Origin of the sequence: Knoellia terrae, assembly GCF_048606435.1 — a bacterium.
GTDB lineage: Bacteria > Actinomycetota > Actinomycetes > Actinomycetales > Dermatophilaceae > Knoellia > Knoellia terrae.
Window position 1 is genome coordinate 1 of the sequence record NZ_JBMBWH010000003.1, and the last position, 24,838, is coordinate 24,838.

Annotated in this window: 22 protein-coding genes and 1 pseudogene; 12 read left to right on the top strand and 11 right to left on the bottom strand. The window is 71.9% G+C overall.

Translation table 11 applies throughout. The features are described 5' to 3' along the window. Window positions 1-70: 70 nt before the first annotated feature. The 9 genes from uvrC (at window position 71) to ACOJV9_RS05250 (ending at window position 8,776) form a co-directional block, all read left to right on the top strand. A complete protein-coding gene (gene uvrC / locus ACOJV9_RS05210; RefSeq protein ID WP_420184132.1) occupies window positions 71-2,041 on the top strand; it encodes an excinuclease ABC subunit UvrC in 1,971 nt (656 codons plus the stop codon). Then, complete coding sequence (gene rapZ, locus ACOJV9_RS05215) at window positions 2,034-2,939, top strand: RNase adapter RapZ (protein ID WP_420184133.1); 906 nt, start codon at window positions 2,034-2,036, stop codon at window positions 2,937-2,939. The genes uvrC and rapZ overlap by 8 nt, the downstream gene beginning before the upstream one ends. Further along, a complete protein-coding gene (locus ACOJV9_RS05220) occupies window positions 2,936-3,889 on the top strand; it encodes a gluconeogenesis factor YvcK family protein (protein ID WP_420184134.1) in 954 nt (317 codons plus the stop codon). The genes rapZ and ACOJV9_RS05220 overlap by 4 nt, the downstream gene beginning before the upstream one ends. A gap of 23 nt (window positions 3,890-3,912) precedes the next feature. Beyond that, window positions 3,913-4,893 carry a DNA-binding protein WhiA gene (gene whiA, locus ACOJV9_RS05225; RefSeq protein WP_420184135.1) on the top strand — a complete coding sequence of 327 codons (981 nt, stop codon included), beginning with the start codon at window positions 3,913-3,915 and terminating at the stop codon, window positions 4,891-4,893. Between the two features lie 146 nt (window positions 4,894-5,039). Next, window positions 5,040-6,044, top strand: coding sequence for a type I glyceraldehyde-3-phosphate dehydrogenase (gene gap / locus ACOJV9_RS05230; RefSeq protein WP_420184136.1), 1,005 nt, complete (start codon window positions 5,040-5,042; stop codon window positions 6,042-6,044). A 22-nt stretch (window positions 6,045-6,066) separates the two neighbouring features. Beyond that, the gene (locus tag ACOJV9_RS05235) at window positions 6,067-7,269 is read left to right on the top strand and encodes a phosphoglycerate kinase (RefSeq protein ID WP_420184137.1); all 1,203 of its coding nucleotides are present in this window, start codon (window positions 6,067-6,069) and stop codon (window positions 7,267-7,269) included. 12 nt (window positions 7,270-7,281) lie between these two features. Continuing rightward, on the top strand, window positions 7,282-8,091 hold the full coding sequence (gene tpiA / locus ACOJV9_RS05240) for a triose-phosphate isomerase (RefSeq protein ID WP_420184138.1): 810 nt from the start codon (window positions 7,282-7,284) through the stop codon (window positions 8,089-8,091). A gap of 67 nt (window positions 8,092-8,158) precedes the next feature. After that, window positions 8,159-8,404, top strand: coding sequence for a preprotein translocase subunit SecG (secG, locus tag ACOJV9_RS05245; protein ID WP_420184139.1), 246 nt, complete (start codon window positions 8,159-8,161; stop codon window positions 8,402-8,404). 21 nt (window positions 8,405-8,425) lie between these two features. Continuing rightward, the gene (locus ACOJV9_RS05250) at window positions 8,426-8,776 is read left to right on the top strand and encodes an RNA polymerase-binding protein RbpA (RefSeq protein WP_420184140.1); all 351 of its coding nucleotides are present in this window, start codon (window positions 8,426-8,428) and stop codon (window positions 8,774-8,776) included. A gap of 86 nt (window positions 8,777-8,862) precedes the next feature. Here ACOJV9_RS05250 and pgl read toward each other — a convergent pair whose 3' ends face one another. Genes pgl through tkt form a run of 6 tightly spaced genes read right to left on the bottom strand, consistent with a single transcriptional unit; the run spans window position 8,863 to window position 17,455 of the window. Further along, window positions 8,863-9,615, bottom strand: coding sequence for a 6-phosphogluconolactonase (gene pgl, locus ACOJV9_RS05255; protein WP_420184141.1), 753 nt, complete (start codon window positions 9,613-9,615; stop codon window positions 8,863-8,865). 13 nt (window positions 9,616-9,628) lie between these two features. Further along, a complete protein-coding gene (locus ACOJV9_RS05260) occupies window positions 9,629-10,768 on the bottom strand; it encodes a glucose-6-phosphate dehydrogenase assembly protein OpcA (protein WP_420184142.1) in 1,140 nt (379 codons plus the stop codon). Next, complete coding sequence (gene zwf / locus ACOJV9_RS05265) at window positions 10,765-12,309, bottom strand: glucose-6-phosphate dehydrogenase (protein WP_420184143.1); 1,545 nt, start codon at window positions 12,307-12,309, stop codon at window positions 10,765-10,767. The genes ACOJV9_RS05260 and zwf overlap by 4 nt, the downstream gene beginning before the upstream one ends. After that, window positions 12,309-14,018: a glucose-6-phosphate isomerase gene (locus ACOJV9_RS05270; RefSeq protein ID WP_420184144.1), complete on the bottom strand. Its 1,710-nt coding sequence runs from the start codon at window positions 14,016-14,018 to the stop codon at window positions 12,309-12,311. The genes zwf and ACOJV9_RS05270 overlap by 1 nt, the downstream gene beginning before the upstream one ends. Further along, window positions 14,015-15,139 carry a transaldolase gene (tal, locus tag ACOJV9_RS05275; protein ID WP_420184145.1) on the bottom strand — a complete coding sequence of 375 codons (1,125 nt, stop codon included), beginning with the start codon at window positions 15,137-15,139 and terminating at the stop codon, window positions 14,015-14,017. Before tal ends, ACOJV9_RS05270 begins: the two co-directional genes overlap by 4 nt. A gap of 6 nt (window positions 15,140-15,145) precedes the next feature. After that, a complete protein-coding gene (gene tkt, locus ACOJV9_RS05280; protein WP_420184146.1) occupies window positions 15,146-17,455 on the bottom strand; it encodes a transketolase in 2,310 nt (769 codons plus the stop codon). A gap of 160 nt (window positions 17,456-17,615) precedes the next feature. Here tkt and ACOJV9_RS05285 point away from each other — a divergent pair, with 160 nt between their 5' ends. The 3 genes and pseudogenes from ACOJV9_RS05285 to ACOJV9_RS05295 all read left to right on the top strand — a co-directional run bounded on the left by ACOJV9_RS05285 (window position 17,616) and on the right by ACOJV9_RS05295 (window position 20,416). Then, window positions 17,616-18,545 (top strand): heme o synthase, encoded by a 930-nt coding sequence (locus ACOJV9_RS05285; protein ID WP_420184464.1) that lies wholly within the window; start codon window positions 17,616-17,618, stop codon window positions 18,543-18,545. 160 nt (window positions 18,546-18,705) lie between these two features. Continuing rightward, window positions 18,706-19,050, top strand: a pseudogene (locus tag ACOJV9_RS05290) (hypothetical protein); the annotation flags it as partial. Between the two features lie 673 nt (window positions 19,051-19,723). Next, complete coding sequence (locus ACOJV9_RS05295) at window positions 19,724-20,416, top strand: cyclic nucleotide-binding domain-containing protein (RefSeq protein ID WP_420184147.1); 693 nt, start codon at window positions 19,724-19,726, stop codon at window positions 20,414-20,416. Window positions 20,417-20,455: 39 nt separating this feature from the next. Here ACOJV9_RS05295 and ACOJV9_RS05300 read toward each other — a convergent pair whose 3' ends face one another. The 5 genes from ACOJV9_RS05300 to ACOJV9_RS05320 form a co-directional block, all read right to left on the bottom strand. After that, the gene (locus ACOJV9_RS05300) at window positions 20,456-21,748 is read right to left on the bottom strand and encodes an MFS transporter (RefSeq protein WP_420184148.1); all 1,293 of its coding nucleotides are present in this window, start codon (window positions 21,746-21,748) and stop codon (window positions 20,456-20,458) included. After that, window positions 21,745-22,341, bottom strand: a complete 597-nt coding sequence (locus ACOJV9_RS05305) for an ArsR/SmtB family transcription factor (protein WP_420184149.1) — start codon at window positions 22,339-22,341, stop codon at window positions 21,745-21,747. The genes ACOJV9_RS05300 and ACOJV9_RS05305 overlap by 4 nt, the downstream gene beginning before the upstream one ends. Before the next feature lie 36 nt (window positions 22,342-22,377). Further along, window positions 22,378-23,265 (bottom strand): COX15/CtaA family protein, encoded by an 888-nt coding sequence (locus ACOJV9_RS05310; protein WP_420184150.1) that lies wholly within the window; start codon window positions 23,263-23,265, stop codon window positions 22,378-22,380. Window positions 23,266-23,349: 84 nt separating this feature from the next. Beyond that, window positions 23,350-24,120 (bottom strand): ABC transporter permease, encoded by a 771-nt coding sequence (locus tag ACOJV9_RS05315; protein ID WP_420184151.1) that lies wholly within the window; start codon window positions 24,118-24,120, stop codon window positions 23,350-23,352. Beyond that, complete coding sequence (locus ACOJV9_RS05320; protein WP_420184152.1) at window positions 24,117-24,830, bottom strand: ABC transporter ATP-binding protein; 714 nt, start codon at window positions 24,828-24,830, stop codon at window positions 24,117-24,119. The genes ACOJV9_RS05315 and ACOJV9_RS05320 overlap by 4 nt, the downstream gene beginning before the upstream one ends. Window positions 24,831-24,838: the final 8 nt, after the last annotated feature.

Below are 24,838 nucleotides of genomic sequence, written 5' to 3' on the forward strand. Positions count from 1 at the left end.
GCCCTCAACGGCGCGTCACCAGCCGACCGCGTGCCCAACCTCTCCGGACAGAACACCTAGGCTGGGAGGCGTGGCTCATCCGTCGACGTACCGCCCCCGACCGGGGGAGATCCCGACCGATCCGGGGGTCTACCGGTTCCGCGACAAGGACGGTCGCGTCATCTACGTCGGCAAGGCCAAGTCGCTGCGCCCCCGGCTGTCGTCGTACTTCCAGGACGTCGGGGCGCTGCACCCCCGGACCGCCTCGATGGTGCTCGCCGGTGCCAGTGTCGAGTGGACCGTCGTCGGCACCGAGGTCGAGGCACTCCAGCTCGAGTACTCCTGGATCAAGGAGTTCGACCCCCGGTTCAACGTCAAGTACCGCGACGACAAGTCCTACCCCTACCTCGCGGTCACGATGGGGGAGGAGTTCCCCCGGGCCCAGGTCCTGCGCGGGGCCAAACGCAAGGGCACCCGCTACTTCGGTCCCTACGCCCACGCCTGGGCGATCCGCGAGACCCTCGACCAGGCCCTGCGGGTCTTCCCCATGCGCACCTGCTCGGCCGGCGTCTTCAAGCGCGCCGGCCAGGTGGGGCGGCCCTGCCTGCTGGGCTACATCGACAAGTGCTCGGCGCCGTGCGTCGACCGGGTCGACGCCGCGTCGCACCGCCAGATCGCCGAGGACTTCTGCGACTTCATGGCGGGCGAGAGCTCCCGGTTCGTCAAACGGCTCGAGCGGCAGATGCGGGCCGCCTCGGACGAGCTCGACTACGAGCAGGCCGCCCGCCTCCGGGACGACATCGGCGCGCTCCAGCGGGTCCTCGAGAAGTCGGCCGTCGTGTTCGGTGACGGCACGGACGCGGACGTGTTCGCCCTTGCCGACGACGAGCTCGAGGTCGCCGTGCAGGTCTTCCACGTGCGCGGGGGACGCATCCGTGGTCAGCGGGGCTGGGTCGCCGAGAAGGAGTTCGAGACGGTGCCCGAGGTGGTCGGGCACCTGCTCCAGCAGCTCTACGGCGGCGAGGAGGGCGAGGCGGTGCCGCGTGAGGTGCTCGTGCCCGTCCTGCCGGACGACGCCGAGTCGCTCGGCGAGTGGCTGTCCCGGCGCCGGGGCAGCCGCGTCGACCTGCGGGTCCCGCGGCGGGGGGACAAGCGCGCCCTGATGGAGACCGTGGAGCGCAACGCCACGCAGAGCCTGGCCCGGCACAAGGTGGCCCGCGCGGGGGACCTCACCAACCGGTCGCAGGCCCTCCAGCAGCTCCAGGAGCTGCTCGAGCTCGACGAGTCGCCCCTGCGCATCGAGTGCTTCGACATCAGCCACGTCCAGGGGACCCAGGTGGTCGGGTCCATGGTGGTCTTCGAGGACGGCCTTCCCCGCAAGGGCGAGTACCGCCGCTTCATCGTGCGGGGCGAGCAGGACGCGGACGGCGCCGCTGCGCAGATCGACGACACGGCGGCGATGCACGAGGTGCTGACCCGTCGCTTCCGCCGCTACCTCAAGGACCGCGACGAGCCGCAGGTCCGTGACGAGGAGACCGGTCGGCCGACCCGCTTCGCCTACCCACCGCAGCTCGTCGTCGTCGACGGCGGACTGCCGCAGGTCAACGCCGCGGCCCGCGCCATCGAGGACCTCGGCATCGTCGACGTCGCCATCGTGGGGCTGGCCAAGCGCCTCGAGGAGGTGTGGGTCCCGGGGCAGGACTTCCCGGTCGTCCTGCCCCGCACCAGCGAGGGCCTCTACCTGCTCCAGCGACTGCGCGACGAGGCCCACCGCTTCGCGATCACCTTCCACCGCCAGCGGCGCAGCAAGGCCATGACCAACTCCGCGCTGGACGGCATACCGGGTCTGGGCGACGTCAAGCGCAAGGCGCTGCTGCGCCACTTCGGCTCGGTCAAGCGGATTCGCGCCGCAAGCCTCGAGGAGCTGGGCGAGGTCCCCGGGATCGGGGCCACGCTGGCGCAGACCATCGAACGCGAGTTGACTGGGGCGCCCGTGGAACCCACGGTGAACCTCATGACCGGTGAGATCGTCGACGACGCACAGAAGGACACAGATGACTGAGGGCGCCAACGCCGAGCCCCAGGCGCAGAGCCGGGGCGCGGACTTCGTCATCGTCACGGGGATGAGCGGGGCCGGTCGGTCCACCACCGCCAACGTCATGGAGGACCAGGGCTGGTACGTCGTCGACAACCTCCCACCGCAGCTGCTCACCGCCATGGCCGACCTCGGCACGAGAAAGCGCATCGAGGGGCAGGAGATCCGGATCGCGGCCGTCGTCGACGTGCGCAGCAAGTTCTTCTTCGCTGAGTTCGACGGTGCGGTGCAGGAGCTGCGTGACGCCGGCTGGACCCCGCAGCTCGTCTTCCTCGACGCGACCGACGAGGCGCTCGTGCGTCGCTTCGAGTCCGTGCGCCGCCCGCACCCGCTCCAGGGGTCCGGCCGGCTGCTCGACGGCATCCAGGCCGAGCGCGAGATCCTGCGCGACCTGCGCTCCCGGGCCCAGATCGTCATCGACACGTCCGGGCTCAACGTGCACCAGCTGGGGCGCAAGATCTCCCCGCTGTTCGGGGTCAGCGGTGGGCCGTCGCTCCGGCTGGCGCTGCTGTCCTTCGGGTTCAAGTACGGCGTCCCGCTCGACGCGGACTTCGTCTTCGACATGCGCTTCCTGCCCAACCCCTTCTGGGTGCCGGAGCTGCGCTCGCTGGACGGGCGTGACGACCCGGTGTCCTCCTTCGTCCTCGAGCAGGACGGCGCCGGGGAGTTCCTCGACCGCGTCGCCGCGCTCATGGAGCCGGTGACGAGGGGCTACCACTCGGAGGGGCGCCGCTACGCGACGGTCGCGATCGGCTGCACCGGGGGCAAGCACCGCTCCGTCGCCGTCGCGGAGGCCCTCGCCGAGCGGCTGCGGTCCGACCGGATCGACACCTTCCTCGTCCACCGTGACCTGGGTCGCGAGTGAGCGGGCCGGTCGTCGCCGCCCTGGGCGGCGGGCACGGGCTCGCGGCGTCGTTGGCGGCCCTCCGCTTCGTCACCGACGAGATCACCGCGATCGTCACCGTCGCCGACAACGGCGGGTCCTCGGGGCGCCTGCGCGGTGAGTTCGGGGTGCTGCCACCGGGAGACCTGCGCATGGCCCTGGCCGCGCTCTGCGAGGAGACCGAGTGGGGGCACACCTGGCGTGACGTGCTCCAGCACCGCTTCCAGGGCACGGGGCCCCTGGGTGGTCACGCCCTGGGCAACCTCCTCATCGTCGCCCTCTGGGAGCTGCACGACGACCCCGTCGCAGGCCTCGAGCTGGTCGGGCGGCTGCTCAACGCCCGTGGCCGGGTGCTCCCGATGGCCGCGGTGCCTCTCGACATCGAGGCCGACGTCACCGGGGCGGACCCGAGCCGGCCGGACGAGATGGCGGTCGTGCGGGGTCAGGCGCAGCTCGCCCGCACGCGTGGGCGGGTGAACGCCCTGCGGCTGCTCCCTGCGGCGCCCCCGGCGTACTCCGAGTCGGTGGCCGCCATCCGCGCGGCCGACTGGGTGATCCTCGGCCCGGGCTCCTGGTACACGTCCGTGATGCCGCACCTCCTCGTGCCCGACCTCGCCGAGGCCCTCACCGTCACGCGCGCCCGCCGCCTGCTCGTGCTCAACCTCGAGATGGTGACGACGGAGACGGCCGGGTTCAGCGCGATCCACCACCTCGAGTCGTTCAGCCGCTACGCCCCGGGGATGCGGCTCGACGCCGTCCTCGCCGACCCGGGCGTCGTCGACGACCGCCACGGCCTCGCCCGGGCCTGCGAGGCCCTCGGTGCGACGCTGCACGTCCACGCCGTCGCCAGGTCCGCGTCCCCGACCACGCACGACCGGCTCCGTCTCGCCGCGGCGCTGCAGGACGTCCTTGCCTCGGGACAGCGCTCCTGATGTCGCGTGGCAGGATGACCGCCATGGCAATGACGGCGAAGGTGAAGGACGAACTCAGCCGCCACGAAGTGACAAAACCCTGCTGTCGCAAGTCGGAAGTGGCTGCGACACTGCGGTTCGCCGGGGGGCTGCACATCATCGGGGGACGGATCGTCGTCGAGGCCGAGCTGGACACCGCCAACGCGGCTCGTCGGCTGCGGCGAGAGATCCACGAGCTCTACGGTCACACCGCCGAGGTGCTGGTGCTCGCGGCCGGCGGACTGCGCAAGGGCAGCCGCTACGTCGTGCGCGTCGTCCAGGACGGTGAGTCGCTGGCGCGCCAGACCGGGCTCATCGACGGTCGCGGGCGGCCGGTCCGCGGGCTCCCGCCCAAGGTCGTCTCCGGCTCGGTCTGCGACGCCGAGGCCGCCTGGCGCGGTGCCTTCCTCGCGCACGGCTCCCTCACCGAACCCGGTCGCTCGTCGGCGCTGGAGCTGACCTGCCCCGGTCCGGAGGCCGCGCTCGCCCTCGTCGGCGCGGCCCGCCGGCTGGGCATCCAGGCCAAGGCACGCGAGGTGCGCGGCGTGGACCGTGTCGTCATCCGTGACGGCGACGCGATCGGCGCGATGCTCACCCGGCTCGGGGCCCACGACGCGGTGATGGCGTGGGAGGAGCGGCGGATGCGCCGCGAGGTCCGGGCCACCGCCAACCGGCTCGCCAACTTCGACGACGCCAACCTGCGCCGCTCCGCTCGAGCCGCCGTGGCCGCCGGCTCACGGGTCGGTCGGGCGCTCGAGATCCTCGGCGACGACATCCCCGACCACCTGCGTGAGGCCGGGGAGCTCCGGCTCCAGCACAAGCAGGCCTCGCTCGAGGAGCTCGGTCAGCTGGCGCAGCCGGCCATGACCAAGGACGCCGTGGCCGGTCGGATCCGTCGGCTGCTGGCCATGGCCGACAAGCGTGCGGAGGACCTCGGTATCGCCGGCACCGACGCCAACCTCACCCCGGACATGCTCGACTCCTGAGTCGTCGTGCCGGTGTGCGAAAACGGTTACCCTCCCGTACGGCGGACCGGCCGGCGGAGCCTGTGACCCACGGCACTAGGCTTGCCGGCGTACCTGGGTGACGTGGCGTGCCACGCACCCCTCCCTCCCCGGAAGGCAGACTGCTCGTGACTGTCCGTGTTGGTATCAATGGCTTTGGTCGCATCGGCCGCAACTTCTACCGCGCCGTGGTCGCGTCCGGCGCCGACATCGAGATCGTCGCCGTCAACGACCTCACCGACAACGCCACGCTGGCCCACCTGCTCAAGTACGACTCGATCCTCGGCCGCCTCGAGGGCGACGTGACGTCCACCGAGACCGACATCACCGCCAACGGCAGGACGTTCAAGGCCTTCGCCGAGCGCGACCCGTCCGCCCTCAAGTGGGGCGACCTGGGCGCCGACGTCGTCATCGAGTCGACCGGCTTCTTCACCGACGCCACCAAGGCCAAGGTCCACCTCGACAACGGCGCCAAGAAGGTCATCATCTCGGCGCCCGCCAAGAACGAGGACGTCACGGTCGTCATGGGCGTCAACGACGGCGACTACGACGCGGACCAGCACCACATCATCTCCAACGCGTCCTGCACCACCAACTGCCTCGCGCCGATGGCCAAGGTCCTCAACGACGAGTTCGGCATCGTCAAGGGCCTCATGACGACCATCCACGCCTACACCGGTGACCAGAACCTCCACGACGGCCCGCACAAGGACCTCCGTCGCGCCCGCGCCGCCTCCCTCAACATCGTGCCGACGACGACGGGTGCCGCCAAGGCCGTCGCCCTCGTCCTTCCCGAGCTCAAGGGCAAGCTCGACGGCTACGCCCTGCGCGTCCCCGTCGCGACCGGCTCCGCCACCGACCTCACCTTCGAGGCGGGCCGCGAGACCACCGTCGATGAGGTCAACGCCGCGATCAAGGCTGCCGCCGAGGGTCCGCTCAAGGGCATCCTCGTCTACACCGAGGACGAGATCGTCTCCAAGGACATCGAGACCGACCCGGCGTCGTGCATCTTCGACGCCGGCCTCACCAAGGTCATCGGCAACCAGGTCAAGGTCGTCGGCTGGTACGACAACGAGTGGGGCTACTCCAACCGTCTCGCGGACCTCGTCACCCTCGTCGGCACCTCGCTCTGACCGCGGTCGGGACCTGACGAGCATGAAGTCGATCGCTGAACTTGGCGACCTGCGGGGCAAGCGCGTCCTCGTCCGGTCCGACCTCAACGTGCCGCTGGACGGCAGCACCATCACGGACGACGGCCGCATCCGGGCCTCCGTCCCGACGATCACGGCCCTTGCCGAGGCGGGCGCACGCGTCATCGTGTGCGCCCACCTCGGGCGGCCCAAGGGCGCGCCGGAGGAGAAGTACAGCCTCGCGCCCGTCGCGGCCCGCCTCGGCGAGCTGCTCGGCGCGGACGTCACCTTCGCGACCGACACCGTCGGCGAGAGCGCCCGGGCGGCGGTCGACGCGGCCCAGGACGGCGATGTCGTCCTGCTCGAGAACCTCCGTTTCAACGCGGGGGAGACGGCCAAGTCCGCGGACGAGCGGGCCGAGTTCGCCGGTCGGCTCGCGGGGCTCGCCGACGTCTTCGTCTCCGACGGCTTCGGTGTCGTGCACCGCGAGCAGGCGTCCGTCTTCGACGTCGCGCGGCTGCTGCCGTCGGCCGTCGGGGGCCTCGTCGAGACCGAGGTCGGCGTCCTGCGCCGCCTCACGACCGACCCGGAGCGCCCGTATGCCGTCGTGCTGGGTGGCGCGAAGGTCTCCGACAAGCTCGCGGTGATCGACAACCTCATCCAGACCGCCGACCGCCTTCTCATCGGTGGCGGCATGGTCTTCACCTTCCTCAAGGCCCAGGGCCACGAGGTGGGCAGGAGCCTGCTCGAGCAGGACCAGGTCGAGGCCGTCTCGGGCTACCTGACGCAGGCGCAGGAGCGTGGCGTCGAGATCGTCCTGCCCGTCGACGTCGTCGCGGCCACCGAGTTCTCGGCCGACGCCGACCACGAGGTCGTCGGGGTCGACGCCATCCCGGCCGACCGCCTGGGCCTCGACATCGGCCCGAGATCGGCGGAGCTCTTCGCCGAGAAGCTCGCCGACTGCCGCACGGTCTTCTGGAACGGCCCGATGGGCGCCTTCGAGATGGCGCCCTACGCCGCGGGCACCCAGGCCCTTGCCGCGGCGCTCGTCGACGTCACGAGCAGCGGCGGCCTCACGGTCGTGGGCGGCGGGGACTCGGCCGCTGCGGTGCGCCAGCTCGGCTTCACCGACGACCAGTTCGGCCACATCTCCACCGGCGGCGGTGCCAGCCTCGAGTACCTCGAGGGCAAGGACCTCCCCGGGCTCACCGTCCTCGACGAAAGCTGAAGGAACCCCCAGATGGCCAAGGCCACCACAGCCCAGCGCGTCCCGCTCATGGCGGGCAACTGGAAGATGAACCTCGACCACCTCCAGGCCACCCACCTCGTGCAGAAGCTCGACTGGACCCTGCGCGACGCCAAGCACGACCACGGCGCCGTCGAGGTCGCGGTCCTGCCCCCGTTCACCGACCTGCGCAGCGTCCAGACGCTCGTCGACGGTGACCGCCTCGCCATCCGCTACGGCGCCCAGGATCTGTCCCGCCACGCCAGCGGCGCCTACACCGGTGAGATCAGCGGCGTCTTCCTCGCCAAGCTCGGCTGCACCTATGTCGCCGTGGGCCACAGCGAGCGTCGTGAGTACCACGGCGAGACCGACGAGACGGTCCACGCCAAGGTCGCCGCGGCATACGAGCACGGACTGACGCCGATCTTCTGCGTCGGCGAGGGACTCGAGATCCGCCAGGCCGGCACCCACGTCGAGCACGTGCTCGCCCAGGTCCGGGCCGGCCTCGAGGGGCTCGCTGCCGAGAGGGCAGCGAGCATCGTCATCGCCTACGAGCCCGTCTGGGCCATCGGCACCGGCGAGGTCGCCACCCCGCAGGACGCCCAGGAGGTCTGCGCGGCCATCCGCACGCTTCTCGAGGAGCTGTACTCCGGCGACCTCGCCGACCGGGTGCGCATCCTCTACGGCGGGTCGGTCAAGTCCGGCAACGTGGCGGCGATCATGGAGCAGGAGGACGTCGACGGCGCCCTCGTCGGGGGAGCCTCGACGGACCCGGCGGAGTTCGCCGCGATCTGCCGCTTCCGCGAGCACCTCAAGACCTCCTGAGGATCGCGGGTATCCTGTACCGGCGCCCCACCGGGCGACCCACTCGTCGAACTACCGAAGGAGCACCGTGGACGCGGTACGCATCGGACTCCAGGTCCTCCTGGTCATCGGAGGGCTCTTCCTGACCCTCCTCGTCCTCCTGCACAAGGGCAAGGGCGGCGGCCTCTCGGACATGTTCGGTGGTGGGATGTCCACCTCCCTCGGCGGCTCGTCCGTGGCCGAGCGCAACCTCGACCGCATCACGATCGCCATCGCCATCGTGTGGTTCACCTGTGTCGTCGGACTGGGTGTCCTCGACCGTTTCGCTTCCTGACCCGAGAGAAGGCTGGTCCCCATGGCTGGTGGTAACGCGATCCGAGGAAGCCGCGTCGGGGCTGGCCCCATGGGCGAGGCCGAGCGCGGCGAGGTCTCCCCGCGCGTGCACGTCTCCTTCTGGTGCTCGCACGGTCACGAGACCCGGCCCAGCTTCTCGACCGAGTCCGAGCTGGAGATCCCCGAGACCTGGGACTGCCCCCGCTGCGGTTTTCCGGCCGGGCAGGACAAGGACAACCCGCCGGCTCCCACCAAGGTCGAGCCCTACAAGACGCACCTCGCCTACGTGAAGGAGCGTCGCTCCGACCAGGACGGCGAGGCCATCCTCGACGAGGCCCTCGGCTCCCTGCGCGACCGCGGCCTCATCCAGTAGCGCGCCCGCCCTTCACCAGCGCCTACTGCACCGTAGGGTGCGCGATTCCCCCGCCTACGGTGCGGTAGGTCCCGCGGTGGGGGAGGTCAGAGCCGGCCGGCCGCGTCGCGGTCGACGAGCCAGAGCGTCCGCTCCTCACCCTGGACCTGCGCTGCCGAGCTGAGCGCGGGTCCCGCACCGCGGACCCCGTTCGCGACGGCCTCGGCCTTGTCGGCGCCGGCGACGATGAACCACACCTCGCGCGAGCGTCGGATCGCCTCGAAGGTGAGGCTGACGCGGTCCGGCGGCGGCTTGGGGGAGTCGTGCACCGCCACCGCGATGGCGTCGGTGGTCTGCTGAGCAGGATGCCCGGGGAAGAGCGACGCGATGTGCCCGTCGGGTCCGACGCCGAGGATCATCACGTCGAACGCGCCGGCTGCGCACGCTCGGACCTCTTCGGCGTATGCCGTCGCGCTCGCCTCCGCGCTCTCCGAGGCGTCCGGTCCGAGGACGCGGTGCACCCTGGCGGGGTCGAGGCCGAGCGAGGCCAGCCCGGCCTCGTCGTTCTGCACGTCGTTGCGGTCGGCGTGCCCGGCCGGGAGCCAGCGCTCGTCGCCCCACCAGACCTCGACCCGGGACCAGTCGACCGCGGACCGTGCGGCCAACGAGGCGACGGAGGCCCAGAGGTCGGAGCCGAGGGAGCCGCCGGTGAGCGAGACCTGGACGACGTCGCGGCGCGCCTGCGCATCGAGGATCGCCGTCACCAGCCGTGCGGCGATGGCGTCGCTGAGCTCCTGCTTGCCGGGGTGCACGAGCACCTCGACCCCTGAGACCTGCCCGATGTCGTTGACTCCGGTCATCGTGCTGCTCCTCTCATGACTTCGCGCGTGCGGTGCGGACCTTGTCGAGCTGGCGGGACGCGGCCTCCTCGACCTGGGCCGGGTCGTCGGACTTGCCCGGCATCGGTGCCTCGACCATCGCCGAGCTGGCGTTGACCGTGGCCTCGCGGCTGATCCGCTCGGCGTCCTCGCGCGCCTGGCGCACCGAGGGGGTCAGACCTTTGCGCTGGGCCTCGGTCGACGTGCGCCGGCTGTGGGTGACGTCGCCGAGGCCGTCCTGGAGGGCGTCCTCGTAGACCTCGTCGGGGTCGAGGCGGCGCAGCTCGTCCGCGAGGCACTCGGCGTCGCTGCGCGGCGGCAGGGCGATCGTGCGCTCCGGCTGGTTCGGGTGCGACAGCGTCGCCGTCGTGCCGTCCTGCGGTCGCACGAGGTCGAGCGGTCCGCTGGGGCGGTCGAGGCGCACGCTGATGATGCCGGACCCCGCGCGTGACGGCACGAGGGTGACCGGGCAGCGCAGTCGTTTGGCGAGCCAGCCGGCCAGGAGCTCGGCCGACGGCGAGTCGGAGCCCCCCGTGACCGTGACGGAGGCGACCGGCTCGAACGGGGCCTGGTCGAGCGCGGCGGTGAGCAGCGCCCGCCACAGCGTGATCCGCGACCAGGACAGGTCGGTGTCACCGGGCGCATAGGCCGCAGCGAGTCGCCCGAGGGCACTGCGCGGCGTGCTCTTGGCACGGGACACGTCGGTGACCCGGCGCTGGGCCATCTCCCCGATCGGGTCGGCTCCCGGGTTCTTGGGGGAGTCGCTCGGCCACCACGCGACGATCGGGGCGTCCGCCAACAGCAGCGGTGTCACGACGGAGCGACCGTGCGCGGCGAGCGGCCCGAACAGGCGCAGGACGACGACCTCGCTGGCACCCGCGTCGCCGCCGATGCGGATCTGGGCGTCGAGCCGGGCGGCTCCGCGGCGGTTGGCCGTGACGACGACGATGATCCGGCAGGGGTGCTGCCGGCTCGCGTCGTTGGCCGTCTGGATCGCAGCGTCGGCCTCCTGCTCGTCGACGACGACGACGAGCGTGAGGACGCGGGTCAGTGCCATCGAGCCGGTGTCGGAGCGCAGCCGGACGAGCTTCTTGGAGATGTCGGCGGTCGTGGTGCTCGGCAGGTCGACGATCACGGGAGCCTCCACTCACGGCCGTCACGGTGCATGAGGGCGTCGGCGCTGGCCGGCCCCCAGGTGCCGGACGCGTACTGGTCGATCCGGCCGCCCTGCTTGGCCCAGAACTCCTCGATCGGGTCGAGGATCTCCCAGGAGAGCTCGACCTCCTCGTGGCGGGGGAAGAGGGGCGGCTCGCCGAGCAGCACGTCGAGGATGAGCCGCTCGTAGGCCTCGGGGGAGCTCTCGGTGAAGGCACGTCCGTAGCCGAAGTCCATCGTCACGTCGCGCACCTCCATCTGGGCGCCCGGCACCTTGGCGCCGAAGCGCATGGTGACGCCCTCGTCGGGCTGGACCCGGATGACGACGGCGTTCTGGCCGAGCTCCTCCGTCGCGGTGTCGGCGAACGGCAGGTGCGGTGCCTTCTTGAAGACGACCGCGATCTCGGTGACCCGCTTGCCGAGGCGCTTGCCCGTCCGCAGGTAGAACGGGACGCCCGCCCACCGGCGGGTGTCGATCTCGAGCTTCACCGCGGCATACGTCTCCGTCGTGGAGCGCGTGGCGACACCCTCCTCCTCGAGGTAGCCCCTGACCTCCTCGCCACCCTGCCAGCCCCGGGCGTACTGCCCCCGGGCGGTGCCCTTGGCGAGGTCCTGGGGCAGGCGGACGGCGGAGAGGACCTTCTCCTTCTCGCTGCGCAGGTAGTCGGCGGCGAAGGAGACCGGCTCCTCCATGGCGGTGAGCGCCAGGAGCTGGAGCAGGTGGTTCTGGATGACGTCGCGCGCGGCGCCGATGCCGTCGTAGTAGCCCGCCCGTCCACCGATCCCGATGTCCTCTGCCATGGTGATCTGGACGTGGTCGACGTAGTGGCTGTTCCAGACCGGCTCGAACATCTGGTTGGCGAAGCGCAGGGCGAGGAGGTTCTGGACCGTCTCCTTGCCGAGGTAGTGGTCGATCCGGAAGACCGAGTCCGCGGGGAAGACCTGCGCGACGATCTCGTTCAGCTCACGGGCGCTCTTGAGGTCGTGGCCGAACGGCTTCTCGATGACCACACGACGCCACGAACCCTCGCTCGGGGTCGAGAGCCCGGAGCGCTGGAGCTGCTCGCAGACGGTTGCGAAGAACGACGGCGGGATCGACAGGTAGAAGGCGTGGTTGCCGCCGGTGCCGCGCTGCTCGTCGAGCTCACGGACGGTCTCGGCGAGGAGGTCGAAGGCCTTGGGGTCGTCGAAGGTCCCCGGCACGAACCGGAAGCCCTCGCTGAGCGAGCGCCAGACATCCTCACGGAACGGCGTGCGGGAGCGCTCCTTGACCGACTCGTAGACGACCTTGCCGAAGTCCTGGTCGGCCCAGTCCCGCCGGGCGAACCCGACGAGCGAGAAGCCCGGCGGCAGCAGACCCCGGTTGGCCAGGTCGTAGATCGCCGGCATGAGCTTCTTGCGGGCGAGGTCGCCGGTGACGCCGAACAGCACGAGGCTGGACGGGCCGGCGATGCGGGGCAGCCTCTTGTCGCGGGGATCTCGCAGGGGGTTGTGGGTGGCGGAGATGCGCGCCGGGCTCATCAGGCTCCTGAGGTGGAGAGTGCTGACCGCACCTGGCTCAGGCCGCGGCCGTGCGAGGTGAGGTGCAGACGGAGGACGGGGCGGCCGTGGTCGGCGAGCACCTGGGCGTCGCCTCCGGCCTGCGCCGCGAGGAACTCCCCGAAGGTGAACGAACGACCCGGGACGGCGAGGTCCTCCTCGGGGTCGGCGGTGATCTGGACGAAGACCCCGTTCGCCGGCCCGCCCTTGTGGTACTGCCCGGTGGAGTGCAGGAAGCGCGGACCCCAGCCGAAGGTGACCGGCCGACCCGTGGAGTCGAAGAGGGTGCGGGCGACCTCCTCGAGGTCGGCGTCCTCCTCGCGGTCGAGGTAGGCCATCACCGCGACGTAGCCGGAGGAGTCGTCGAGCTGCGACAGCAGCGCGGAGACCGCACCGGGGACCGTGTGGGCGTCGCCGAGCCAGTCGCCACCGAGGGCGCGCACCTCGACGGAGCCGTCGACGAACGCCGGCTCCTCGACGGCGGAGCCCGCCAGGTCGAGCAGGCCGCGAGCGGCCTCCTTGGCGCTCTCGACGTCCGGCTGGTCGAACGGGTTGATGTCGAGCAACCGTCCGGCGACGGCCGTGGCGACCTCCCAGAGGAGGAGCTGGGCGCCGAGGGTGCCGGCGACCGTGATGAGCGACCCGCTGTCGCCGAGCTCCTCCACCGGGTCGGGGTCGGCCGGGCCGGGCTGCTCGGCCGCGATCGAGTCGGGGTGGCGCGGGGGAGCGTCGTCGAGCAGCTCGATCGGGTCGTCCTCGCCGGTGGCCACGAGCCGCACGACGTTGGCGTCGTCGTAGGTGTGGTCCGGGGCGGTGCCGTCGGCGACGACCGGGAGGATGCCGGTGCCGTTCTTGCCGGTGGACTCGGCGATGAGCTGCTCCGCCCACGCCCCGAAGCCGACGTTCTCGGTGCCGGCGTCGACGAGCACGAGCTTGTCGCGCAGCGGGTTCGTGCCGCCGATCGCCGCACCCAGGCGCAGGGCGGGGTTGCCCTCGTCGTCGGCGGCGAGAAGGTCGGCGACGGCGTCGGCGTCGTCGAGCAGCGCGCCCACGTCGGCGCCGGCGAGGCCGGAGGGCACGAGCCCGAAGGCGGTCAGCGCCGAGTAGCGCCCGCCCACGTCCGGGTTGGCGTTGATGACGCGGAAGCCGGCCGCCCGTGCCTCGGTGTCGAGCGGGCTGCCGGGGTCGGTGACGACGATGATCCGGCGGGTGGCGTCGATGCCCGCGTCGGTGAAGGCCTTCTCGAACGCCCGGCGCTGCGAGTCGGTCTCGACGGTGGACCCGGACTTGGAGGAGACGACGACCGCCGTGCTGTCGAGGTCGGTGCTCACGGCGCGACGGACGACGTCCGGGGCCGAGGAGTCGAGGATGACGATGTCGACGCCCGCGGTGGCGCAGATGACCTCAGGGGCCAACGAGCTGCCGCCCATGCCGCAGAGGACGATCCGCGAGACCCCGTCGCCGCGCAGCTCCTCGCGCAGGGCGGAGATCTCGCCGAGGAGCGGCCGCGACGTCCGGTGCAGGTCGACCCAGGCCAGCCGCTTGCCGGCTTCGTCCTCGGCGTCCGAACCCCAGAGCGTGGCGTCGCGCCCGAAGAGGCGGCTCGCCACCTCGTCGGAGACCAGGGTCGGGACGTGGGTCGCGATCGCCTCGGCGGCGGCGCCGCGGGCGGTGACCTCGATGCTGCTCATCGAGCCGCCTTCTCCAGCTCGGCGCGCACGCCGTCGAGCAGCTCGTCCCAGGACTTCGCGAACTTGTCCACGCCCTCCTTCTCGAGCTGGGCGGTGACGTCGGAGTAGGAGATGCCGAGGCGCTCGAGGGCATCGAGGACCTCGGAGGACTCCTCGTAGGTGCCCTCGATGGCGTTGCCCGTGATCTCACCGTGGTCGGCGACCGCGTCGAGCGTCTTCTCGGGCATCGTGTTCACGGTCCCCGGGGCCACGAGCTCGGTGACGTACATCGTGTCCGGGTATGCCGGGTCCTTGACTCCCGTCGACGCCCACAGCGGCCGCTGTGGCTTGGCGCCGTCGGCCTCGAGGTTCTTCCAGCGCGGCGTGGAGAAGACCTCCTCGTACGCCTGGTAGGCCAGGCGGGCGTTGGCGATGGCGGCCTTGCCCTTGAGCGACTTCGCCGTCTCGGCGTGCTCGCCGGTGACGGCGTCGAGGCGCTTGTCGACCTCGGAGTCCACGCGGGAGACGAAGAACGAGGCCACGGACGCGATCCCACCGACGTCCTTGCCCTGCTCGCGCGCCTGCTCCAGACCGGTGAGGAACGCGTTCATCACCGCGCGGTAGCGGTCGAGGCTGAAGATGAGCGTGACGTTGACCGAGATGCCCTCGGCCATGACTCGGGTGATCGCCGGCAGCCCCTCGACCGTGGCCGGGATCTTGACGAGCAGGTTGGGACGGTCGACGAGCGCGGACAGCTCCTTCGCCTGGGCCACGGTGGCGTCGGTGTCGTGGGCCAGCCGCGGGTCGACCTCGATGGAGACGCGGCCGTCCAGGCCCTTGGTCTCCTCGAAGACGGGCAGGAGGACGTCGCAGGCGTCCCGGACGTCCTGGGTCGTCATTGCGGTGACGGCCTCGTCGAGGCTCGACTTGTCGGCGGCGAGCTCGGCGACCTGCTCGCTGTAGCTCTCGCCGTCGGAGAGGGCGACCTGGAAGATCGACGGGTTGGTCGTCACACCGACGACGCCCTTGGTGTCGATGACCTCCTGCAGGTTGCCCGACGTCAGCCGCTCACGGCTGAGGTCGTCGAGCCAGATGGAGACGCCGTTGTCGGCGAGTGCCTTGAGGGGTGCGCTGTCAGTCATGAGAACTCACTTCCCAGCCGTTGCCGCGCTCTTGCGGGCAGGCTTCTTGGTGGTGGGGACGTCGGTGCCGGTGTCCTTGCGGGTGCGGGGAGCGGTCTCGACGGCGCCCGGGACGCCGGCGCCGTTGCTGGCCGCCTTGATCGAGTCCCTGGCGGCCTTGACGACGGCCTCCGGGGTGAAGCCGAACTGCGTGAAGAGCGTCTTGGCGTCCGCCGAGGCCCCGAAGTGCTCGATGCTGATCGAGCGCCCCGCGTCCCCGACGATCTCGCGCCAGCCCTGGGCCACGCCGGCCTCGATGCTCACGCGGGCACGGACCGCTGGCGGCAGCACCTTGTCGCGGTAGCCCTTGGTCTGCGTGTCGAACCACTCGCGGCACGGCATCGAGACGACGCGGGTGCGGATCCCGGACTTCTCGAGCGTGAGGCGGGCCTCGAGCGCCACCGACACCTCGGAGCCCGTCGCCACGAGGATGACTTCGGGCGACTGCTTGCCGTCCTCGCCTCCGTCGACGAGGACGTAGCCGCCCTTGGCGACGTTGCTCGCCCGGGCGTGGGTCGACCGGTCGATGGTGGGGAGCGCCTGCCGGCTCAGGGCGAGCGCGGCGGTCGAGCCGTTGCGGAGGATGGCGCCCCAGGCGGCCGCCGTCTCGTTCGCGTCGGCGGGGCGGACCACGTCGAGGCCGGGCATCGCCCGCAGCGACGCGAGGTGCTCGATCGGCTGGTGCGTCGGGCCGTCCTCGCCGAGACCGATCGAGTCGTGGGTCCAGACGAAGGTGACGGGCAGCTGCTGGATCGCCGCCAGGCGCACCGCCGGCCGCATGTAGTCGGAGAAGACGAGGAAGGTCCCGCCGTAGGGACGGGTGAGTCCCTCGAGCGCGATCCCGTTGAGGATCATGCCCATGGCGTTCTCGCGGATGCCGAAGTGCAGGGTGCGGCCGTAGGGTCCGCCCTTCCACGCGTCGGTCTGCTTCGCCTTGGGGATGAACGACGGCTCGCCCTCCATCGTCGTGTTGTTGGACTCGGCGAGGTCGGCGGAGCCGCCCCACAGCTCCGGCATGACCGGGGCCAGCGCGCCGAGCACCTTGCCGGAGGCGGCGCGGGTGGCGATGCCCTTCTCGTCCGCGGGGAAGGTGGGCAGCGCGGCATCGAGGCCCTCCGGCAGCTCGGCCGCGACGAGCCGGTCCAGCAGCGCGGCCGTCTCCTTGTTCGCGCGGCGCCACGCGGCATACGGAGTCTTCCAGGCCTTGTGGGCCGCCTTGCCGCGCGCCTTGACCTTGCGCGCGTGGGCGAGGACGTCCTTGTCGACCTGGAAGGTCTTCTTGGGGTCGAAGCCGAGCAGCTCCTTGAGGCCGGTGATCTCCTCGTCGCCGAGCGCGGAGCCGTGCGACTTGCCGGTGCCCCGCTTCGTCGGGGCCGGCCAGGCGATGACGGTGTGCAGGCGCACGAGCGTGGGCCGGCTCGACTTCTTGCTCCTCTCGAGCGCGTCGAGCAGGGCGTCGACGTCCTCTACGTAGTCGGCGGAGCCGGCCGGGTCGTTGCTCTGGCGCCAGTCGACGTCGACGACGTTCCACCCGTAGGCCTCGTAGCGCTTGCCGACGTCCTCGGAGAACGAGATGTCGGTGTCGTCCTCGATGGAGATCTGGTTGGCGTCGTAGACGACGGTGAGGTTGCCGAGCTCCTGGTGGCCGGCGAGCGAGCTGGCCTCGGACGCCACGCCCTCCATGAGGTCCCCGTCGGAGGCGATGACCCACACGTGGTGGTCGAACGGGCTCTGGCCGGGCTTGGCGTCGGGGTCGAGGAGGCCGCGCTGACGGCGCTGTGCCATCGCCATGCCCACCGCGGAGGCGAGCCCGGAGCCGAGGGGTCCGGTCGTGATCTCGACACCGGTGGTGTGGTGGACCTCGGGGTGGCCGGGGGTAAGGGAGCCCCACGTGCGCAGCGCCTTCAGGTCACCGAGCTCGAGGCCGTAGCCGGACAGGTAGAGCTGGATGTACTGGGTGAGGCTGGAGTGGCCGCACGAGAGGACGAACCGGTCGCGACCCAGCCAGGTCGGGTCGGACGGGTCGTGCGCCATGACGTTCTGGAACAGCAGGTATGCCGCGGGCGCCAGGCTCATGGCCGTCCCGGGGTGACCGTTGCCGACCTTCTGCACGGCGTCGGCGGCGAGCACGCGCACCGTGTCCACCGCACGGACGTCGAGGTCGTTCCACTTCGCCCTGCGGGCGATGGGCTTCGTGATGTCGGCCGAGCGCTGGGCGGTGGCGGCGGCGCGGCGCCCCGTGGCCGCCCTGCCTGCCTTCGTCGTGGTGGTGGTCACGTGGAGCCTCTCTGACGTCGAACAATGTGATCCAGGTCAAACGGTCGTTCCCACCCTAGACCGGAGCCAGCCGGTGGGCGTGCCCCCGTCCGCCCACGGTTAGACTCGGTGGGACCGACCGCTCCAGTGCACCCCGAAGGACGCCGTGGCACCCGCTCCGATCACCACCGCCCCAGCGGTCGACTCGACGGTCGGCTGGACGCGCACGGTCGGCGGCTACCTCGCCCTCACCAAGCCCCGCATCATCGAGCTGCTGCTCGTGACCACGGTGCCAGTGATGTTCCTCGCCGAGCGCGGTGTACCGGACCTGTGGCTCCTCATGGCCACCCTCGTCGGCGGGACCCTCAGCGCCGGCGCGGCGAACACCTTCAACTGCGTCTACGACCGCGACATCGACGCCCTGATGGACCGCACCCGCAACCGGCCCATGGTCACCGGCCAGATCTCCCCGCGGGCGGGAATGGTCTTCGGCTCGGTCCTCACCCTCGCCTCGACGCTGTGGTTCGTCGCCTTCGTCAACGTCGCCTCGGCCCTGCTGTCGCTGGCTGCGATCGCCCTGTATGCCGTCCTCTACACGATCGTGCTCAAGCGGCGGACCTCGCAGAACATCGTCTGGGGTGGGGTCGCCGGCTGCATGCCGACGCTCATCGGCTGGTCCGCCGTCACCGGCACCGTGGAGTGGCCGGCCGTCATCCTCTTCCTCGTCATCTTCTTCTGGACGCCGCCGCACTACTGGCCGCTGTCGATGGCGTTCAAGGACGACTACACCAACGCGCACGTGCCGATGCTCCCGGTGGAGCAGGGTGCCGTCTCCGTCGCCCGCCAGATCGTCGCCTACAGCTGGGTCATGGTCGCCGTGTCCCTGGCGCTGGTCCCGGTGGCCGACATGGGCTGGATCTACCTCGTCGCCGCGGTCGTGAGCGGGGTCGTCTTCGTGGCTGAGGCGCACCGCCTCCTGCGGCTGGCCAAGGACGGGGTCGCGACCTCGGTCCTCAAGCCGATGCGGCTGTTCCACTTCTCGATCACCTACGTGACGCTGCTGTTCCTCGCGGTGGCCATCGACCCGCTCCTCCACCTGTCGCTGCGCTGAGCCGGCGCCCCCCTGCGCCCCCGCCAGCCGAGGGGCGCTGCCCGACCGCCCGGATGTGAGCTTTCCGCCACGGGCCGCGGCCTGATCCGGTTGTGTGGTCGCGACAACTCGATATCCGCGACTCGCACCTCCAGGAGGTGGGCGTTGGACACGTGTGGCGATGGGTGAGGTCAGCGAGTCGGTTCCCGAACGCCAGGACACCGGCTCCGGCGGGGTGTCCGGCGCGCTGAGCGAGACGCGTGAGTCGCTCCGCTCGGTCTTCCGCAACCCGAACCTGCGGCGGGTCCAGCTCGCCTTCGCCGGGTCCGCCATCGGGGACTGGGCCTACAGCACCGCCGTCGCGGTGTGGGCCTACGACATCGGCGGGGCACGGGCGGTCGGCATCTGGATGGGCATCCGCTTCACCCTCATCGCGCTCTGCGCGCCGTTCAGCTCGGCCCTCGTCGACCGGATGTCCCTCAAGCGGGTCATGGTCATCACCGACCTGTCCCGCGTGCTCCTCGTGAGCGCCGCGGCCGTGTGCCTGTTCGTCGACGCGCCGCCGGCGACGATCTTCGTCCTGGCAACCCTTCCGGGCCTGTTCGCGACACCCTTCATGGTGGCCCAACGCTCGATGCTGCCCGTCCTGGCCGAGCGTCCGGAGGAGCTCACGGCCGCGAACGGCACGGCGAGCACCATCGAGTCGCTCGCCTTCTTCGTCGGACCGGCTCTCGGTGCCCTGCTGATCAGCGTCAGCTCGGTGCCGGTGGTCTTCCTGCTCAACGCCCTGACCTTCCTCTGGTCGCTGGGGCTCGTCCTCGGTCTGCGGGTCCCCCCTCGGGTCGCCCGGGAGAGGCGCTCGGGGACGGTGGGGGAGGACGAGGCGGCCCCCGGCTTCCTCGCCGAGTCCATGGAGGGGTTCCGGGCCATCGGACGGGACCGGGGACTGGTCCTCGTGACGCTGGCCGCGTGCCTCCAGACGATCGTCGCCGGCGCGTCCGGCGTCTTCATGGTCGTGATGGCGGCGGAGGTCCTCACGACCGGCACCGAGGGTCTGGGGTACCTCCAGTCGGTGTTCGGGGTCGGGTCCGTGCTGGGTGGCTTCGTGGCCATCGCGCGGGCCTCGCGAGGGAGGCTGGCGGGGGACCTCACCGGGGGGGGTCCTCCTGTGGTCCCTCCCGCTGATCCTCGTCACGGCCGTGGTCTCGCCGTGGACCTGCTTCGTCGCCGTCCTCCTGCTGGGTCTCGGGAACCCGCTCGTGGACGTCAACCTCGACACGGTCATCCAGCGCGTGACGCCCGAGGCCGTCCTCGGTCGCGTGTTCGGGGCGCTGGAGACGTGCTTCATCTCGACGATGGCGATCGGTGCCGTCATCACGCCGTTCCTTCTCGACTGGCTGGGGCTGCGCTGGGCGCTGCTCGTCATCGCCGCGCCCGTCGGGCTGGTGTCGGTGTTCGGCCTGGCTGAGATGCGCCGGCTCGACGCCCGGCTCCGGGAGCCCGAGGACCTCGCGCGGCTCAGGTCGGTCGACATCTTCTCGCCGTTGTCTCCCGCGGTCCTCGACGGGCTGGCCCGCGGCCTCACCCGCGTCTGCGTCCTCGCCGGGGAGGTCGTGCTCAGCGAGGGCGCGGAGCCCGACGGCTTCTACATCGTCGACAGCGGACAGGTCGAGGTCACCCAGGGCACGCGCGTGCTGCGCCGCGAGGAAACCGGCGACTACTTCGGTGAGATCGGCCTCCTGCGCGACGTGCCGCGCACCGCGACCATCACCGCCGTGGAGGACACGGTCCTGCTTCGGATGGCGCGTGAGGACTTCCTCGACGCGATGACCCAGCAGGGGGAGGCGCGCCAGACGGCGGAACGGATGGCCACGAAGCGGCTGGCGACCTGAAGGACCGAGCGCGTTGCGGCCCGGTCCGGTCCGGTCCGCCTAGCGGACCGGCGGGGCCGCTGCCGCGGACTCCAGAGTCCTGGTCTCCATCGGTCCCGACGGGAGGTCCCGACCTCGGCGGTAGGGCCCGACGAGCACCGTGAGGGAGGCCACCACGTGGATCGCCGCCATGAGCAGGATGGTCTCGCGCACCCCGAGCCAGGTGCCCAGCCCACCGGCGACGAGCCCGGCCAGCGGCATGGTCCCGAAGTTGAGGACGGCGGACGTCGCCGCGGTGCGGCCGAGCAGCTCCTGCGGGACGTAGCGGACCCGGAACGAGGAGCGGACGACGTTGGCACCCACCACGCCGACCCCCACGAGGAGCGAGCCGAGGACGACGAGGGAGACGCCGGGACCCGGCGTGGCCAGCCCGACGAGCAGGGCGGGCGGGCCGCCGAGGAGCTGGAGCCGGCGCAGGGCGCCCGCCGAGCCGAGCCACCGGGTCGTGCGGGTCGCGACGGTGGCGCCCAGGACCCCGCCGACGGAGCCTGCGGCCATGACGAGCCCGACGAGGCCCGGCCCGAGGTCGAGGTCGCGCACCATGAAGAGGACGAGCAGCGCGCCGTAGCCGGTGAGGGCGAAGTTGCTGGCGCTGCCCTGCACGGTGAAGTAGCGCAGATGGCGGTCCCGGGCCACGATCGACACGCCCTCGCGCACCCGACTGGCCAGAGGCCGGGACGCGGGCGCCGGACCGGCCGCTCCGAGCTCGTCCGGGCGCATCCGAGCCAGGCAGACGTACGAGACGAGGAACCCCACGACGTCGACCACCACGGCATACGCCGCCGAGAAGACCTGCACGAGCAGGCCGCCCACGCCGGGGCCACCGACCTGCATGGCGGCCTCGGTGCCGTAGATGCGGGCGTTCGCCCGTTCGAGCTCGGAGCTCGCGACGACGCGTGGCACGAACGCGCCGTATGCCGTGCGGAAGAAGACCGTGCAGCAGCCCAGTCCCAGCGCGGTGAGGACGAGGTGGGGGAGGGTCAGGAGGTCGAGCGCCCAGGCGAGCGGCACCGACGCGACGACGGCGGCCGAGGCGAGGTCGGCCCGCATCATCACCCGGCGGGGGTCGGAGCGGTCGACCCAGGCCCCGGCGACGAGGCCGAGCAGCAGCCAGGGGAGCCAGATGGCGCCGGTGAGGATCCCCATCCAGAAGGGTCCGGCGTCGAACTGGGTGACGGCGATGAGCGGGAAGACCACCGTCGTCGTCATCGACCCGAGGACGCTGATGCCCTCGCCGGCCCAGAGCAGGCGGAAGTTGTGGTTCAGCCCGGCCGGGGGAGCGGCGGCGCTCACGGCTGGGCCGGGAAGCCGCGGGCGAAGACGTAGACCGGCTCGCGGTCGAGCCCGTCGTCGGGGACCGGTCGGCGGCCCCAGCGCACGAGCACCTCGACGAGCTCGTCAGCCACCTCGCGCAGCTCGTCGGGCGTCAGGCGCATCCAGTTCGCGGTGGCGAAGGCGGCCGAGTCCCACTCCGGGTCCTCTTCGGCCGTGGCCATCCACGCGTGCACCCGGGCGATCTGGCGGTGCAGCGTCAGGGCCTCGGCAGCCTGGGCCGCCGCGACCGCTGCGGTGTCGCCGGCGAACTCCTCGCGCGACCACCGGGTGCCGGCGTCCGCGAGACGCCACCAGCGCTCGCGGCGGTCCTTGGCCAGCTCGGGCGCCTCGACGACGAGGCCACCCTCGGCGAGCACCTTGAGGTGGTGGCTGGCGCTCCCGACCGCCTGTCCGGTGCGGGCGGCGAGGCCGGAAGCCGTCGAGGGTCCGTCGACCTTGAGGGCGTCCATGATCCGGGCGCGGAGCGGGTGCGCGAGCGCGGACAGGGCCTTGGCCTCCGTGAGGGTGCGGACGCCGTCGCGGCCCGCCGGGGTGCCGGCAGTGGGGCTCATGGGCAAGACCATAAACCCACAAGAACCCTTGTGCAACTATTCTTGTGCGATCGTGCGCAGGGCGAGCATGCCTCTCGTCAGGGCGACCACCAGCAACGCGGCGCCGAGCATGTGGGCAAGGACGAGGACCTCGGGGAGGTCGGTGAGGTACTGCACGTAGCCGATGGCCCCCTGCGCCAGTGTCACGAGCAGGACGTCGCGCCACGCCCTGGCCACGCCGGGGGGAGCGGAGGACAGCCGGGTCGCGAGCCAGACCGCGACGACGAGACCGACGAAGAGCATCACCGTGTCCGCGTGCAGCCACGAGATCGTCCGGGGGTCGAAGCCGAAGCGCGCCGGCGTGTCCGCGTCACCGGAGTGGGGCCCCGAGCCGGTCACCACCGTGCCGAGCGTGAGCACCGCGGCGCCGACGGCGCAGGTCACCCATGCGACCCGCCGGACGACGGCCGGGACGAGCAGGGTCGGCGTCCCCTCGCTCTCGGTCCGGGCGAACCAGAGGTAGGCGGCAACGGCCACCAGCCCTGCCGACACGAGGAAGTGCGCGGCCACCGTCACGGGGTGCAGCTCCGTGAGCACGGTGACGCCGCCGAGCAGTGCCTGGAAGACCACGCCGACGAGGACGATGACGGCCGCGATCCTGAGCCGTCGCACCGGGGTCCACCGCCAGACGGCGACGACCGCGAGGACGGCGATGATCCCGAGCGCTCCGGTGAGGGTCCGGTTGCCGAACTCGATGATCTTGTGGAACCCCTCCTCCTGCTCCGGCACGGGCCGGTACGAGCCGGGGACGCACTCGGGCCAGGTCGGGCACCCGAGGCCGCTGCCGGTGAGCCGCACGAGCCCGCCGGTGACGATGATCGCCACCTGGGCGACGAGGTTGGCAAGGAGGACGATGCGGTGGGCTCGGGGGAGGGGCACGCTCACCACCGCAGGGTATGCGGCGGCCCTGTCAGGCTCTCCGGAGGTCTGCTCCGGCCGCGACGGACTGCCCCGTGAGGCTCCGCGTGCTCAGTCGGACCAGCGGAACCAGCGTGCTGCGGCGAGCCCGGCCGCGAGCGCCCACAGCACGAGCACGAGCCACGCTCCGAACGGCCACCCGCCCTCGACGAGCGACCGGCGCAGTCCGTCGCCCAACGCGCCGGAGGGCAGCACCCGGGCGAGCCCCTGCACCGCCTCGGGCAGGCGGGCGGTGGGCAGGAGGATGCCCAGGCCGAGCAGGAGGACCCAAACGAGGTTGGCGAGGGCGAGGACGGCCTCGGCCCGGACCGTTCCGGCGAGCAGCATTGCGAGCGCGAGGAACGCCGCCGCACCGAGCGCCACGGTGACCAGGGCCGGCAGCACGCCGGACGCGGGGGGCCGCCAGCCCAGCACGGCGGCCACACCTCCCAGCACGACCAGCTGGACCAGCACGACGAGCCCCACCGCGCCGAGCTTGCCGCCGAGAAGGCCTTCGCGGCCCAGCGGGCCGGCCCCGAGGAACCTCAGGACACCCTGCCGCCGGTCGAAGCCGGTGGCGATCGCCTGGCCGGTGAAGGCGGTCGACACGACGGCGAGCGCGAGGACCCCGGCGGTGGCGACGTCGATCCGTCGGCCCGGCCCGAGGTCGGGCACGTCCGTGAGGGCGAGGCCCAGGAGGGCGAGGACGGGCAGGACGAGGGCGACGAGGAGCTGCTCGCCGTGGCCGAGGATCGTCGCCGTCTCGAAGCGGGTCTGGGCGAGCCAGCGCTGCCTCGTGGTGGCGGGCGCGGGCGGGGTGCCGGCTCCTGTCGGCGAGCTCATCGACGCGTCCCGGCGGTGAGGGCGAAGTAGCGCTCCTCGAGCGGGCGCCCGTCGCACACCTTGTCGAGGGATCCCTCGGCGACGACCCGGCCGGCGTTCATGATGACGACGTGGTCGGCGATGCGTTCGGCCTCCTCGAACGAGTGCGTCGTGACGACGACGGCCGCCCGGGCCGCCGTCTCGCGCACGAGGTCCCAGACCTCGAGGCGGGCGTGCGGGTCGAGCCCGGCGGTGGGCTCGTCGAGGAAGGCGACGTCGGGCCGCCCGACGAGCGCGGCGGCGAGGGCGACCCGCTGCCGCTCCCCGCCGGAGAGCCGCCGCACCGAGCGGTCGGCGACGCGGTCGAGCTCCAGCCGCCGCACGAGCGCGGGCACGTCGGCGGGCGCGGCATGCAGCCTGGCAACGTGGTTCAGGAGCCGGCGAGCTGTCGTCGTCACGGGGAGCCCGCCGTCCTGCAGCATCACCCCGACCCGGGCGCGGTGCTCCGCGGGCGCCCGCCACGGGTCGGTGCCGAGGACCCTGGCCGTGCCGGAGGTCGGGCGCTGCAGCCCCTCGAGGCACTCCATCGTCGTGGTCTTGCCGGCGCCGTTGGGTCCGAGGACCGCCGTGACCGCACCGGAGCGGGCGGACCACGACGACTCGACGACGGCGCACACCCCGCCGACGACGCGGCGCAGACGCACGACTTCGACTGCAGGCACGGCGCACATCCTAGGCT